The organism is Xanthomonas sp. NCPPB 1132, from assembly GCF_056629235.1.
Genome location: NZ_CM152819.1, coordinates 2,701,652 through 2,714,235 on the forward strand (window position 1 = coordinate 2,701,652; position 12,584 = coordinate 2,714,235).

At 68.8% G+C, this 12,584-nt stretch carries 12 protein-coding genes; 2 read left to right on the forward strand and 10 right to left on the reverse strand.

Annotated elements, in window-relative coordinates; genetic code table 11:
* Nucleotides 1-51: 51 nt before the first annotated feature.
* The 3 genes from AC1G9L_RS11415 to AC1G9L_RS11425 form a co-directional block, all read right to left on the reverse strand.
* Nucleotides 52-2,415 (reverse strand): Tex family protein, encoded by a 2,364-nt coding sequence (locus AC1G9L_RS11415; protein ID WP_481069105.1) that lies wholly within the window; start codon nt 2,413-2,415, stop codon nt 52-54.
* A 96-nt stretch (nt 2,416-2,511) separates the two neighbouring features.
* Nucleotides 2,512-4,146, reverse strand: a complete 1,635-nt coding sequence (locus AC1G9L_RS11420; RefSeq protein WP_019799104.1) for a histidine kinase famiy protein — start codon at nt 4,144-4,146, stop codon at nt 2,512-2,514.
* 75 nt (nt 4,147-4,221) lie between these two features.
* Nucleotides 4,222-4,437 carry a hypothetical protein gene (locus tag AC1G9L_RS11425; protein ID WP_010342968.1) on the reverse strand — a complete coding sequence of 72 codons (216 nt, stop codon included), beginning with the start codon at nt 4,435-4,437 and terminating at the stop codon, nt 4,222-4,224.
* A 177-nt stretch (nt 4,438-4,614) separates the two neighbouring features.
* Here AC1G9L_RS11425 and AC1G9L_RS11430 point away from each other — a divergent pair, with 177 nt between their 5' ends.
* The gene (locus AC1G9L_RS11430) at nt 4,615-5,826 is read left to right on the forward strand and encodes an FAD-dependent oxidoreductase (RefSeq protein ID WP_019799103.1); all 1,212 of its coding nucleotides are present in this window, start codon (nt 4,615-4,617) and stop codon (nt 5,824-5,826) included.
* A gap of 47 nt (nt 5,827-5,873) precedes the next feature.
* On the opposite strand, the gene AC1G9L_RS11435 is transcribed toward AC1G9L_RS11430, so the two are convergent.
* From AC1G9L_RS11435 to AC1G9L_RS11460, 6 genes are all read right to left on the reverse strand, one after another.
* Nucleotides 5,874-6,797, reverse strand: coding sequence for an IS110 family RNA-guided transposase (locus AC1G9L_RS11435; RefSeq protein ID WP_481069107.1), 924 nt, complete (start codon nt 6,795-6,797; stop codon nt 5,874-5,876).
* 317 nt (nt 6,798-7,114) lie between these two features.
* Entirely contained in the window at nt 7,115-7,570 is a 456-nt protein-coding gene (locus tag AC1G9L_RS11440) for a hypothetical protein (protein ID WP_019801336.1), read from the reverse strand.
* Nucleotides 7,567-7,767 carry a PspC domain-containing protein gene (locus AC1G9L_RS11445; RefSeq protein WP_010342965.1) on the reverse strand — a complete coding sequence of 67 codons (201 nt, stop codon included), beginning with the start codon at nt 7,765-7,767 and terminating at the stop codon, nt 7,567-7,569. The genes AC1G9L_RS11440 and AC1G9L_RS11445 overlap by 4 nt, the downstream gene beginning before the upstream one ends.
* 82 nt (nt 7,768-7,849) lie before the next feature.
* Nucleotides 7,850-8,926, reverse strand: a complete 1,077-nt coding sequence (locus tag AC1G9L_RS11450) for a class III poly(R)-hydroxyalkanoic acid synthase subunit PhaC (protein ID WP_019801335.1) — start codon at nt 8,924-8,926, stop codon at nt 7,850-7,852.
* On the reverse strand, nt 8,923-10,035 hold the full coding sequence (phaE, locus tag AC1G9L_RS11455) for a class III poly(R)-hydroxyalkanoic acid synthase subunit PhaE (protein WP_481069109.1): 1,113 nt from the start codon (nt 10,033-10,035) through the stop codon (nt 8,923-8,925). Before phaE ends, AC1G9L_RS11450 begins: the two co-directional genes overlap by 4 nt.
* Before the next feature lie 45 nt (nt 10,036-10,080).
* A complete protein-coding gene (locus AC1G9L_RS11460) occupies nt 10,081-10,695 on the reverse strand; it encodes a CDP-alcohol phosphatidyltransferase family protein (protein WP_010342962.1) in 615 nt (204 codons plus the stop codon).
* A gap of 143 nt (nt 10,696-10,838) precedes the next feature.
* On the opposite strand from AC1G9L_RS11460, the gene AC1G9L_RS11465 reads away from it, so the two are divergent.
* The gene (locus tag AC1G9L_RS11465) at nt 10,839-11,597 is read left to right on the forward strand and encodes a 3-hydroxybutyrate dehydrogenase (protein ID WP_481069111.1); all 759 of its coding nucleotides are present in this window, start codon (nt 10,839-10,841) and stop codon (nt 11,595-11,597) included.
* Between the two features lie 430 nt (nt 11,598-12,027).
* On the opposite strand, the gene AC1G9L_RS11470 is transcribed toward AC1G9L_RS11465, so the two are convergent.
* On the reverse strand, nt 12,028-12,516 hold the full coding sequence (locus tag AC1G9L_RS11470; protein WP_019800985.1) for an NUDIX domain-containing protein: 489 nt from the start codon (nt 12,514-12,516) through the stop codon (nt 12,028-12,030).
* Nucleotides 12,517-12,584: the final 68 nt, after the last annotated feature.

The window sequence follows — 12,584 nt, forward strand, 5'->3', positions numbered from 1 at the left end:
GTCATCGGATGGACCGGCGCAGGCGCGCCGGCTCCTCTTTCCCCTTGAACCTCAGCCGCGCTTGGCGCGGGCGAACGCGTCGGCCAGCGCGCTGTTGACCGGTGCCGCGGCCGCCGGCCGCGGCTTGGCATTGCCGCCGCCCGGGGCACCGCGCCCGTCGCGTTCGCGCCGCGGCGGGCCGCCCGCACTGCGTGCGCCAGTGTCGCGGTCGGCGGGACGCGCCGGTGCCGGCGTGTCGTCCAGGCGCCGGGTCAGCGCGATGCGCTTGCGCGCCACGTCCACCTCCAGCACCTTGACCTTGACGATGTCGCCGGCCTTGACCACGTCGCGCGGATCCTTGACGTAGCTGTCCGAGAGCGCGGAGATGTGCACCAGGCCGTCCTGGTGCACGCCGATATCGACGAACGCACCGAAGGCGGCGACGTTGCTGACCACGCCCTCCAGCACCATGCCCGGCTTGAGGTCCTTGATGTCCTCCACGCCGTCGGCGAAACGCGCCGCCTTGAACTCCGGGCGCGGGTCGCGACCCGGCTTCTCCAGTTCCTTGAGGATGTCGCGCACGGTCGGCAGGCCGAATTTCTCGTCGGTGAACTGGTCCGGCTTGAGCCCGCGCAGGAAACCGCCATCACCGATCAGCGCCTTGATCGGCTTGCCGGTGGCGCCGACGATGCGCTCCACCACCGGGTAGGCTTCCGGGTGCACCGCCGAGGCGTCCAGCGGCTCCTCGCCATCGGCGATGCGCAGGAAGCCGGCGCACTGCTCGAAGGTCTTCTCGCCCAACCGCGGCACCTTGAGCAGATCCTTGCGGCGCTTGAACGGGCCGTTGTCGTCGCGATGGCGCACGATGTTCTCGGCCACGCTTGACGACAGCCCGGACACGCGCGACAGCAGCGCCGCCGAGGCGGTGTTGACGTACACGCCGACCGCGTTCACGCAGTCCTCCACTCGCGCGTCCAGCGCCCGCGCCAGGCGGTACTGGTCGACGTCGTGCTGGTACTGGCCCACGCCGATCGCCTTGGGCTCGATCTTGACCAGTTCCGCCAGCGGATCCTGCAGGCGCCGCGCGATCGACACCGCGCCGCGCAGCGACACGTCGAGCTGCGGGAACTCCTTGGCGGCGAATTCGGAGGCCGAATACACCGAGGCGCCGGCCTCGCTGACCACGATCTTCTCCAGCTTCAGCTGCGGATTCTGCTTGATCAGGTCCGCGGCCAGCTTGTCGGTCTCGCGGCTGGCGGTGCCGTTGCCGATCGCGATCAGTTCCACGCCGTGCTGCGTGCACAGCTGCCGCAGCGTGTGCAGCGACTGGTCCCACTGCCGGCGCGGCTCGTGCGGATAGATGGTGTCGGTGGCCAGCATCTTGCCGGTGGCGTCGACCACCGCGACCTTGCAGCCGGTACGGATGCCCGGATCCAGGCCCAGGGTCACGCGCGGCCCGGCGGGTGCCGCCAGCATCAGGTCCTGCAGGTTGTCGCCGAACACCGCGATCGCCTCGGCCTCGGCCTTTTCGCGGGCCTGGTTGAACAGGTCCAACAACAGGTGCATGTGCAGCTTGGCGCGCCAGGTCAGACGGCAGGCGTCCAGCAGCCAGCGGTCGCCGGGACGGCCCTGGTTGGCGATGCCGGCGCGCAGCGCCACGCGGCCCTCGGCGTACTGGTGGCCGGCCTCCGCATCGGCGCCGGGATCCAGCTCCAGGTACACGATCTCCTCGCGGCGCGCGCGGAACAGCGCCAGCAGCCGATGCGAGGGTATCTTGGCCAGCGCTTCGGCGTGGTCGAAGTAGTCGCGGTACTTGGCGCCTTCCTGCTCCTTGCCTTCGGCCACGCGGGCGCGGATCACCCCGACCTCGCCCAGCCAGCTGCGCAGTTCGCCGACCAGCGCGGCATCCTCGCCCCAACGCTCCATCAGGATCGCGCGCGCACCCTCCAGCGCGGCCTTGACGTCGGCCACACCCTTGTCGGCATCGACGAAGCCGGCGGCGAAGGTCTCCGGCACCAGCGCCGGATCGGCCAGCAGGCCGTCGGCCAGCGGCTCCAGCCCGGCCTCGCGGGCGATCTGCGCACGGGTACGGCGCTTGGGCTTGTACGGCAGGTACAGGTCTTCCAGCCGCGACTTGGTGTCGGCGGCGACGATCTCCGCGCGCAGTTCGTCGCTGAGCTTGCCCTGCTCGGCGATGCTGGCCAGCACCGCGGCGCGGCGCTCTTCCAGTTCGCGCAGATAGGTCAGGCGCACTTCCAGGTTGCGCAACTGGGTGTCGTCGAGCCCGCCGGTCACTTCCTTGCGGTAGCGCGCGATGAACGGGACGCTGGCGCCCTCGTCGAGCAGGGCGATGGCGGCGCGCGCCTGCGCCGGCTGCGCGCCGATCTCGGCGGCGATGGTATTGGCGATCTGCTGGGCGAGCTGAGTGTCGTGCATTGCGTCCGGCCGAAGCCGCCTTGCGGAAACCCCGCATTTTCGCAGTGCGCGCGCCGCCGGGGAACCCGTTGACAGGCGCGCGCCAAGCTGGCGGCGTCAGGTGACGCCGTTCGGGCCGTCCAGCACCATGCGCACCTTGCGGATCAGCTCCTGGCGGTTGTACGGCTTGGCCAGCACCTCGAACTCGTTGCCGCCGGCATCGGTACGCTCGATCGAGGACTCGGCATAACCGGTGGTCAGCAGCACCTTGATCTTGGGCCGGCGCCGCCGCGCCTCGCGCGCCAGCATCACCCCGTTGAGGCCGCCCGGCATGATCAGGTCCGAATACAGCAGGTCCACGTGCACGCCGGTGTCGAGCAGCTCCAGCGCCTCGCGGGCGTTGTAGACCACGTGCGTGGCATAGCCCTGGTCGCCCAGGAACAGCCGCGCCAGCTCGGCGATGTCCGGGCGGTCCTCGACGATCAGGATGGTCTCGTCGCCCTGCCGGTCGAACGGACGGCGCGTGCGCGAATCGCGCGGCGCCATGTTCTCGACGTTGTCGTCGATCGGGAAGTACAGGCGCACGGTGGTGCCGTGGCCCTCCTCCGAATACAGCCGCACCGCACCGCCGGACTGTTTGGCGAAGCCGTAGACCATGGACAGGCCCAGGCCGGTGCCCTTGCCCTCTTCCTTGGTGGTGAAGAACGGATCCAGCACCCGTGCCAGCACCTCCGGCGGCATGCCGCTGCCGTTGTCGGTGATCGACACGCACACGTAGTGGCCGGGCAGCAGGTTGTCGTAGGTGGTGGGTTCGTCGGCGCGCACCGAGACGTTGCGGGTCTGGATCACCAGGCGCGGCGCGGCCTGGTCGGCCATGGCGTCGCGCGCGTTGATCAGAATGTTCAGCAGCGCCACTTCGGCCTGGGTGGGGTCGATCCGGCAATTGCGCAGATCCGGCGAGAGTTCCAGCGAAAACGCGATGCCGTCGCCGAGCGTGCGCTCGGCCACGTCGCTCATGCCGGCGACCAGGGTATTGAGGTTGAGGACACGCCCTTCCAGCTTCTGCTTGCGCGCGAACGCCAGCAACTGCTGGGTCAGGCGCGCGGCCTGGCCGGCGGCGTCGCGCGCGCGGTCCACGCTCTTGCGCAGCAGCGATGGATTCAGCGGATCGCTCTCGACCGCATGCTCGATCAGTTCCAGGTACCCGGACATGACCTGCAGCAGGTTGTTGAAATCGTGCGCGATGCCGCCGGTGAGCTGGCCCAGCGCTTCCATCTTCTGCGCCTGGCGCAGGGCGTCCTCGGCGTCGCGACGGCGGCTGACGTCCAACTGCGAACCGAAGAAGTACACCAGCTCGCCGCGGTCGTCGTAGACCGGGGAGATGTACAGCGCGTTCCAGAAGCTGGAACCGTCCTTGCGGTAGTTGAGGATCTCCACCGCCACCTCGTCGTGCGTGGCGATCGCCTCACGGACGTTGCGTACGGTCTCGCGGTCGGTGTCCGGCCCCTGCAGGAAGCGGCAGTTGTTGCCGATCAACTCATCGCGGCCGTAGCCGGTCATCTCCAGGAACGCGCGGTTGACGAAGATGATCGGGTTGTCCGGCTGCCGCGGATCGGTCACGATCATCGGCATGCGCGTGGTCTGCACCGCAGCGAAGAAAATATCGCTGCGCTGGTTGGACATGTCGGTGGGGGCGTTCGGGTCGACGGTCGTCGGCGGCGCCGAGGTGTTGCTGGTTTCTGGTGCGGGCATGGTCGATGGCAGGTCGATGCGAACCGTCGCTGGCCCACCTAGGCGGGCGACCACACCGGGGTTCGCACGCCGGCGTCAACGCGAATAATACCTATGCAAGCGTTCTACCACGATATCGTCCTGCAGCGATTCCAGCGCCATGATCCGCACCTGCCGGTCGCTCAGCGCCAGCACGCGCTCGACATAGATCTCCGGGCCTGCCTCGGTTTCCTTCATGGACTTGCGGAAACCGTAGGGCATCACGCCCTTCTCTCCGTCCTTGCTGCCACCGATGTACAGAACGACCGACATGACGCTTCCTCTACAGGGAATTCGTGGAACTGGCGCGCACCATACACAGCGCGATGTGAGGGACTTCTGCACCGAGGTTAATCGCGGCTGTTTGCCCCAACATGACGTCCGCCCGGCCTCACGCGGACTTAACCGGGCCTGCGTGTAAGTCGCACATCCTTCCTGCGCAGGGGCGCCATGGATCTCAAGAGCGGTTATCCCTTCTGGTCGGTCCGCAATGGCCTGATGCAGAGTTTTCCGCAACTGCGCGACGATGTGCGTTGCGATGTCGCCATCGTCGGCGGCGGTATCACCGGCGCCCTGATCGCCGAGGAACTGAGCACGCACGGGCACGCGGTGACGGTCCTGGAGCAACGCGACATCGGCTGGGGCAGCACCGCGGCCAGCACCGCCCTGCTGCAGTACGAGATCGACACCCACCTGATCGACCTGGCCAAACGCTATGGCGAACCTGCCGCCGCGCTGGCCTACGGCGCCTGCGCACAGGCCTTGGAGCAATTGCGCGACCTGGTGCGACCCCTGCGTGATGTCGACTTCGGCTGGAACGACAGCCTGTACTACGCCAGCAAGCGCCGCCACGTGCGGGTGCTGCAGGAAGAGCTGGAGGTGCGCGCGCGGCACGGCCTGAAGGTGGAATGGCTGGACGCGCAGGTGCTGGACGCCGACTACGGCATCCAGGCGCACGGCGCCATCCTCAGCCACCAGGCGGCGCGGGTGGATCCATACCGCCTCACCTACCGCCTGCTCGGCCGCGCCTTCCGGCGCGGGGTCGGCGTCTACGACCGCACCCGCATCGCACGGATCGTGGTCAACAGCCGCGGCGTGACCCTGCACACCGACCAGGGCGTGCAGGTCCGCGCCGGCCACGTGGTGATGGCTGCCGGCTACGCCAACCAACACTGGCTGGACCAGCGCGTGGCGCGCAACCGCAGCAGCTACGCCTTCGTCAGCGACCCGCTGGAAGCCTCCGTCCTCGGCCCGCTGCGCGACACCATGATCTGGGAAAGCGCGCGGCCGTATCTGTACCTGCGCAGCACCGGCAACGGCCGCATCGTCGCTGGCGGCGAGGACGACAGCGTCGACGTGCCGGCACGCCGCGACGCGCGCGTGGACAGCAAGGCGCGCACGCTCTCGCGCAAGATCGCCAAGGTGATGCCCAGGCTGGAGCTGCAGCCGACCTTCGCCTGGGCCGGCACCTTCGCTGAGACCGAGGACGGGCTGCCGTTCTTCGGCCCGCATCCGCAGCACGGCCCGCGCGTGCAGTTCGCCATGGCCTACGGCGGCAACGGCATCACCTACAACATGATCGGCGCCGGCCTGCTGCGCGCGCAGATCGAGCGGCATGCGCATCCGCTCAAGCGCCTGTTCGGTTTTTCACGGCTCGACTGACGCGAGCAGCCGACAAGCGCCACGGATACATTCGTAGGAGTCAACTGTCATGCACCTGCGATGACAGGAGGAGCGTACGGGGCCTGATCGCGCGCGATGGCATTGAGCCAGCGCAGGAACTTGTGCATGCAGGCGACGATGGCGACCTTGGCCGGTTTGCCGCCTGCGCGCAGGCGCGCGTAAGTGTTGGCCAAGGGGGATTTGGCGCGGATGCTGGCCCAGGTGGCCATGTACAGCACGCGCCGCACGTCGGCACGTCCGCCTTTGATGCGGCGCTGGCCTTTCCAGCAGCCGCTGTCGTGATTGAACGGGGCCAGCCCGACCAGGGCAGCGAGCTTGCGTGGCGGCAGCGTGCCCAGCTCTGGCAGCCGCGCGGCCAGAACCGCGCGCAGGATCGTGCCGAGCCCAGGCACCTTGGGTAGGCTCGAGCAGGTCTTGCCCTGCTGCTCGATCTCCTGCGTCAACGTCTGGATCTGCTGGTTCAGCAGGGCGATCACCTCTCGGCAGCGGTGTTGCACCTTGGCGCTGGTGATGTGCTCCAGGCGCCGCCGATGGGCATCACGCTGGCTCACCAGGGTGGCACGCAGGTCCAGCAGTTCGCGAAGAGACTGCTGGTGCTCGGGCGCCACGGGCGTGGGCATGGTCGGGATGTGCTGGGCGGCGATGGCCAGCAGGCGCGCGTCCAGGGCATCGGTCTTGGCATGCAGGCCCAAGGCCTGGGCGAGCTTGCGCGGACGATCGGCGGCCATCCGCACTGCCGGCAGGTTTGCCTCTCGGAGCACCTGCAGCACGGCATGTTCGTAGCCGCCACTGGCTTCCAGCACGATCCGCTCGCAGCCCAGCTCCGCCAGGCGTTGGGCCAGCGCGCGTTGCCCCTGTGGCGTATTGGGTTGGGTCCAGGCCTGCTCGTCCGGCAGGACATGAATGACCAGTTCGGCCTTGGATACATCGATCCCGACATGGCGCCGCATAGACGTTCTCCGCAGTAGACTCAGGGACGAGAGCGCTCCTGCCGATGCCCATGCTTGTGGAGTTCGAGCTCGTCACTCGGGCAACTGTTCGGGCTTGTCAGGCAGGAGAACCGGAGTGCGGCGGCGCTGACTCCTACTCGTGCTTGCTGGCACTGCGGCTAAACGGCCTGCCGCACTCCGCTCTCACCTGCAACGATAGACCCTTATTTGACACAAGCGGCTTCAGCCGCGACGGGGCATTCCCGGGAATGCCCCGTCGCGGCTGAAGCCGCTCCTACGCGACAATGCGATGCCTGGCGAACGCAGGCGCCATGACCTCAGCCAGTACCTGGCCACCAGCCGCGGCCGTGCATTGCGTAGCGATCGGCGGCACGCTCCAGCGGGTTGCGCACGCTGACCCCACCGCAGGCCAGATACACCGGCAGGAACAACGGCCCCAGCAGCATGTACTGCAGCACGTGCGCGCGCTCGTGGTCGCCGAGCCGCACGGCCGGATGCCGGCAGCGACCGGCGGCGTGTTCGTAGGTGGCGCAGGCCACGTCCAGATCGTCGGCGCTGAGCAGGATCACGTTGCCCAGGGTCATCGCCCCGCGCGGCCGCAACGGCACCCGTTCGAACACCAGCGCCAGCTCGCGGCGGCTGAAACGCAGGCGCGCACCGAATGCCAGCGTGATGGTCCCCGCGAGCACTCCGAGCGCCGTGTTTGGCGAGGTCCACAGAACGCCGAAGACGATGCCGGCACGGCGAAACGCCAGCGGCAGCGGCCGCTTCAATCGGCTTCGTTGGGAATCAGAAGCCACAGGATCAGGTAGACCAGGATGCCGGGGAATGCGGCCGAGACGATCGAGCCGACCACGTACAGCACCCGCAGCAGCGTCGCATTCCAGCCGAAGCGATGGGCGATGCCGCCCATCACGCCCGCGATCATGCGGTCGTTCAACGAGCGCGACAGCGAACGGGCTTGCGACATGGCACGGGCTCCAGCGACGACGGCGGAACGACTCTACGCCCGCCGGCGCAGGCGCGGCGTGAGGGCGCGCCGCAGCGGGCGCTCAGTGCCCGCCATCGCGCTCGGCCAGCCAGCGATGCAGCGCCGCCGGCACCTCGCGCTGGGCGCGGCCGGAAACGTAGATGCCGATATGGCCGCCGCGGAAACTCAGCTCGGCGTAGTCGCGGCTGCCGACCACGCCGCGCAGTGCCCGCGAGGCGTCCGGCGGCACCAGATGGTCCTGCTCGGTGTAGACGTTGAGCACCGGCATGGTGACCTTGCCCAGGTCCACCGTATGCGCACCGATGCGCGCGCGTCCGTGCATCAGCGCGTTGTCCTGGTAGAACTGCTTGACGAACTCGCGGAAGGTCTCGCCGGCCAGATCCGGGGAATCGAAGATCCATTTTTCCATGCGCAGGAAGTCCTCCAGCGCCCGTGGATCGTCGAGGATGTCGAGCAGGCCCACGTACTTCTGCAGGTTCAGCCGGAACGGCTTGAGCATCAGGTAGCTGACGTTCATCAGGTCCGCCGGCACGTTGCCGAGGGTGTCCACGAACAGGTCGACATCGACCTGGCGCGCCCAGTTGGACAGCATGTTGTCCGGGGTGTGGAAATCCACCGGCGTGACCATGGTGACCAGGTTGCGCACCTTCTCCGGCTGCAACGCGGCATAGCACAGCGAGAACGTGCCGCCCTGGCAGATGCCGAGCATGTTGACCGGCGCGCCGTCGCCGGCTGCGCGCAGGTGGTCCACCGCGCCGTCGATGTAGCGCAGCAGGTAGTCCTCCAGCGTCAGATAGCGCTCGGAGCGGTCCGGGTAGCCCCAGTCCAGCACATAGACGTCCTCGCCCAGCGCCAGCAGGCCCTGCACCAGCGAGCGATCGGCCTGCAGGTCGACCATGTACGGACGGTTGACCAGGGCATAGACGATCAGCAGCGGCACCTTGGCGGTGGGCGGGCGTTCGCCGACGAAGCGGTACAGCACCACCTTGCCGTCGCGCCACACTTCCTGCCGCGCGGTGGCACCGTAGTCGACCGTGTCCAGGCCGGGCAGCACGCGCAGGCCCTCCAGCAGCTTGCGCTGCAACTCCAGGGTTTCCTGGACCAGATCGTCGCTGCTGAAGCTCAGCGGTCCCTTCATGCGCGACTCCGGCGGGCGGCGGAGGACGTGGTCCCGGCACGCCGCGGCTTGGCCGCGGACGCGGCCTTCTTTGCCGCTGTGGCGTTGGATTTGGATTTTGGTGCGACCGCTACCGGCTTCGCAGCGGCAGGCTTGGCGGCCGCCTTCCTGGTGCTTTTCTGCGGCGTTGCCTTGGTCGGCGCCGGGGCCGGGGCAGCAGGCGCGCCCTGCCCTTCGCCGCGTTCCAGCCGCCGCAGCCGCCGCTCCAGGTCGGCGATGCGCCGATGCGCGGCATCAAGCTCGGTGCGGGTGGGCAGGCCCACCTGCTCGCAGACCTGCTCGGTCTCGCGCTGCAGCAGGGCGCGCAGGCGCATCTGCGCATTGGCGACGTCGGCGTAGACCTGGCGGAACTCCGGCGACAGCGCCGCCGCCGCATAGGCCTCCTCGGCCGCGTCGATCCAAAGATCGAACATCGCCCGCGCGTTGGTCAGTTGCCTGCCCGGCTCCTCGTGCGCGCGCAGCTTGTCCTCGAACAGGCCGAAGGCGCGGTCGATGGCGCCCTGCAGCAGCCCCAGATAGGCCTGCAACTGCGCCTGGTAGTCCTGCTGCGCCTTGGCCAGCGCCCGCCAGCGCGCCTGGTGGTTGCGCGCCGGGCCGAACCCGGGCATCTGCAGCCACGGCCCGCTGTCGCGCTGCAGGCCCTGCAGCCACTGCGCCGCCTGCTGCAACCACGGATCGATCCCGGCCTGGCCGGTGCCGCGCACGGCGCCCAGCAGCCACTGCAGCAATTGTTCGCGCTGGCCCTGCACCTGGCGCTTCCACGCGTCGGCGACGTCGGCACTGCTGGCGTCGCGGCCGGCGAACTGCGCCGCCACCTGCTGCATCGCGCCGAGCCAGTCGCCGGCCTGCTGCTGGAACTGCGCCACCGCGTCTTCGGCCTGCGGTGCGCTGCCGCGCGGCAACCACTGGCTCCAGGCCGCGATCGCCTCGCGCCAGGCGCCGGCGCCGTCGTCAGCCGCGGCGGACGCGGGAGCCGGCACACCCTGACGCAACGCGGCGCTCCAGGCCTCCCAGTACTGCCGCGTCATCGCCTCCAAATCGCCGGCGCCACCGCCGCCGCTAGCCTTCATCGCCACTCTCCCGAACTGGCCCGCGATGATAGCAACCCACTGCGATCAGGGCTTGGGGATGCGCAGCGTCTTGCTGATCATCAGCGAGCCGGACAGCGCGAACAGCAGCGCCAGCGGGTGCAACAGCCACGGTCCCAGCCGCCACTCGCCCCACCACAAAGCATCGCCGATGTGGCCCAGGTGCGCGGCGATCGCCAGCACGATGACCAGCCCCAGGCTGCTCGGGATCGGCGTGCCTTCGAAGTACGGCACCTTGTCGCCGTCGCCGGCCAGTTGCTCGGCGGTGACGTTGTAGCGGGCCAGGCGGCTGACCCCGCAGCAGACGAAGAAACTCAGCACCAGCCAGTCCCAACCGCCCTGCATGCCGCAGGCGTAGGCCAGTGCGGCCGGGGCCACGCCGAAGGAGATCACGTCGGCCAGCGAGTCCAGCTCGCGGCCCAGGGTCGAGGACGACTTGCGCCAGCGCGCCACCCGGCCGTCCAGCGCGTCGAACACGAACGCCAGCGGAATCAGCGCCATGCCGAACAGCAGGTCGCTGCGGCGGCCGTCCTGCAGGAAGCGCATCGCCGCGAACACCGCGCCGGTGCCGCAGAAGGCGTTGGCCAGGGTGAACCAGTCGGCCAGCTGGAACTCGCGCAGCATGGAGAAATGGCGTTTCATCGGCATAACGTGGCGGATCCGGCGTGAGCGGCAAGCGATGGCACAGGGTAGCGTGGCGCCGCCGCACTGGCGAGCGGGCGCTGCCGGGCGCCGCGGCGCGCTGCTACGCTGACGGCCCCCCACTTTCGCGCAGGTATTGCCTTATGCAGACCGTCCTGATCACCGGTGCCGCCAGCGGCATCGGCGCCGGCATCGCCAAAGAACTGGCCGCCGGCGGCTACCACATCGTCGTCAGCGACCTCGACCCGACCGCCGCCGACGCGGTCGCCGCGCAGTTGCGCCAGGCCGGCGGCTCGGCCGAGGCGGTGGCGCTGGACGTGGCCAGTTCGGACAGCATCGCCGCGGCGCTGGCGGCCGTCAGCCGGCCGGTGGACGTACTGGTCAACAACGCCGGGCTGCAGCACGTGGCGCCGTTGCAGGAGTTCCCGATGGACAAGTGGAGCCTGCTGGTGGAGGTAATGCTGACCGGCGTGGCGCGGCTGACCCAGGCGGTGCTGCCGGGCATGCGCGAGCGCGGGTTCGGCCGCATCGTCAACATCGGCAGCATCCACTCGCTGGTCGCCAGCCCGTACAAGAGCGCCTATGTCGCCGCCAAGCACGGCCTGATCGGTTTCTCCAAGGTGATCGCGCTGGAGACTGCCGACACCGACATCACCATCAACACGCTCTGCCCCAGCTACGTGAAGACGCCGCTGGTGGACAAGCAGATCGCCGACCAGGCGCGCACCCGCGGCATTTCCGAAGCCGACGTGATCGCCCAGGTAATGCTCAAGCCGATGCCCAAGGGCGTGTTCATCGCCTACGACGAACTGGCCGGCTGCGTGGCGTTCCTGGCCTCGCCGGCGGCGCGCAACATCACCGCGCAGACCATCGCCATCGATGGCGGCTGGACCGCACAGTAGCACCGCGACAGGCACGCACGTCCGGCTGCGTGCTCGCGCAATCGACGCTGGCGAATTTTTCGCCAGCGCGGCGGTGACCGTTGCGGCACAACGCCACCGGCCTCTTATCCACAGCGTTCATGCGCTTTCATCCACACCGGCTGTGGAGAAGCGCGACCGGGACTGCTGAAATTTTCGCCACCCGGCAAAAGCGGGCAGCCATTTCAGGGACTTGCCACGCTTGCCCACAGGTTTGTGCAGGATCGATCCACAGCCGCTGTGGACAAGCCGGGCGCGAGAAGGATGAGGCTGTTCCTTCTCCCATCGGGAGAAGGTGGCCCGAAGGGCCGGATGAGGGTACGGGCGGAGCCTGGCGCAGCAAAACTCCGCGAGTCGCTTTCGCGCCGTACCCTCACCCCAACCCCTCTCCCGGCGGGAGAGGGGCTTAATGTCAGACGCGCGAATAGCGCCAGGACTGCATGCGGCCGTCGCGGTACGGCATGACCCCATGGAACGGGCGCGGGTCGCCATCGAACACCAGCGGCAGGAAGTGGCGATCGCCCTCCCACATCGGCAGCGTGTCCATCTGCGCGATCGGCACCCAGGCCAGCGCGCCCTCGGTGTTTTCGGCGAACGGTTCCCCGCTGTAGGCCTCGATCAGGAACACGAAGCCCAGCCAGTCCTCGCCGTGCTTGCCGAATCCCGGCCAGCTGATGGTGCCGCGCAACTGCAGCGCCTCGCAGGTGATGCCGGCCTCCTCCAGGATCTCCCGGCGCATGCCGGCCAGCACGTCCTCGTCCGCCTCGACCTTGCCGCCCAGGCCGTTGTACTTGCCCAGGTGATGATCGCCGGGCCGGGCATTGCGATGGACCATCAGCACTTGGCTGCGGTCAGGCGAGAGCACGTAGCCCAGGGTGGCGACAATGGGGGTGTAAGGCATGCGGAGAAGGCGGATGGCGACGGGCGCGCAGTATGCCGTAACCGCGCCGCCGCTTCGTCTAGCCCGTG

What these genes read in the sequence shown, in the direction of transcription:
- AC1G9L_RS11445 (WP_010342965.1), bottom strand. Translation starts at nt 7,767, where the DNA reads ATGTCGCAAGCCCGTTCGCTGTCGCGCTCGTTGAACGACCGCATGATC.
- AC1G9L_RS11460 (WP_010342962.1), bottom strand. Translation starts at nt 10,695, where the DNA reads ATGAAACGCCATTTCTCCATGCTGCGCGAGTTCCAGCTGGCCGACTGG.
- AC1G9L_RS11470 (WP_019800985.1), bottom strand. Translation starts at nt 12,516, where the DNA reads ATGCCTTACACCCCCATTGTCGCCACCCTGGGCTACGTGCTCTCGCCT.
- AC1G9L_RS11420 (WP_019799104.1), bottom strand. Translation starts at nt 4,146, where the DNA reads ATGCCCGCACCAGAAACCAGCAACACCTCGGCGCCGCCGACGACCGTC.
- AC1G9L_RS11465 (WP_481069111.1), top strand. Translation starts at nt 10,839, where the DNA reads ATGCAGACCGTCCTGATCACCGGTGCCGCCAGCGGCATCGGCGCCGGC.
- phaE (WP_481069109.1), bottom strand. Translation starts at nt 10,035, where the DNA reads ATGAAGGCTAGCGGCGGCGGTGGCGCCGGCGATTTGGAGGCGATGACG.
- AC1G9L_RS11425 (WP_010342968.1), bottom strand. Translation starts at nt 4,437, where the DNA reads ATGTCGGTCGTTCTGTACATCGGTGGCAGCAAGGACGGAGAGAAGGGC.
- AC1G9L_RS11415 (WP_481069105.1), bottom strand. Translation starts at nt 2,415, where the DNA reads ATGCACGACACTCAGCTCGCCCAGCAGATCGCCAATACCATCGCCGCC.
- AC1G9L_RS11435 (WP_481069107.1), bottom strand. Translation starts at nt 6,797, where the DNA reads ATGCGGCGCCATGTCGGGATCGATGTATCCAAGGCCGAACTGGTCATT.
- AC1G9L_RS11430 (WP_019799103.1), top strand. Translation starts at nt 4,615, where the DNA reads ATGGATCTCAAGAGCGGTTATCCCTTCTGGTCGGTCCGCAATGGCCTG.
- AC1G9L_RS11450 (WP_019801335.1), bottom strand. Translation starts at nt 8,926, where the DNA reads ATGAAGGGACCGCTGAGCTTCAGCAGCGACGATCTGGTCCAGGAAACC.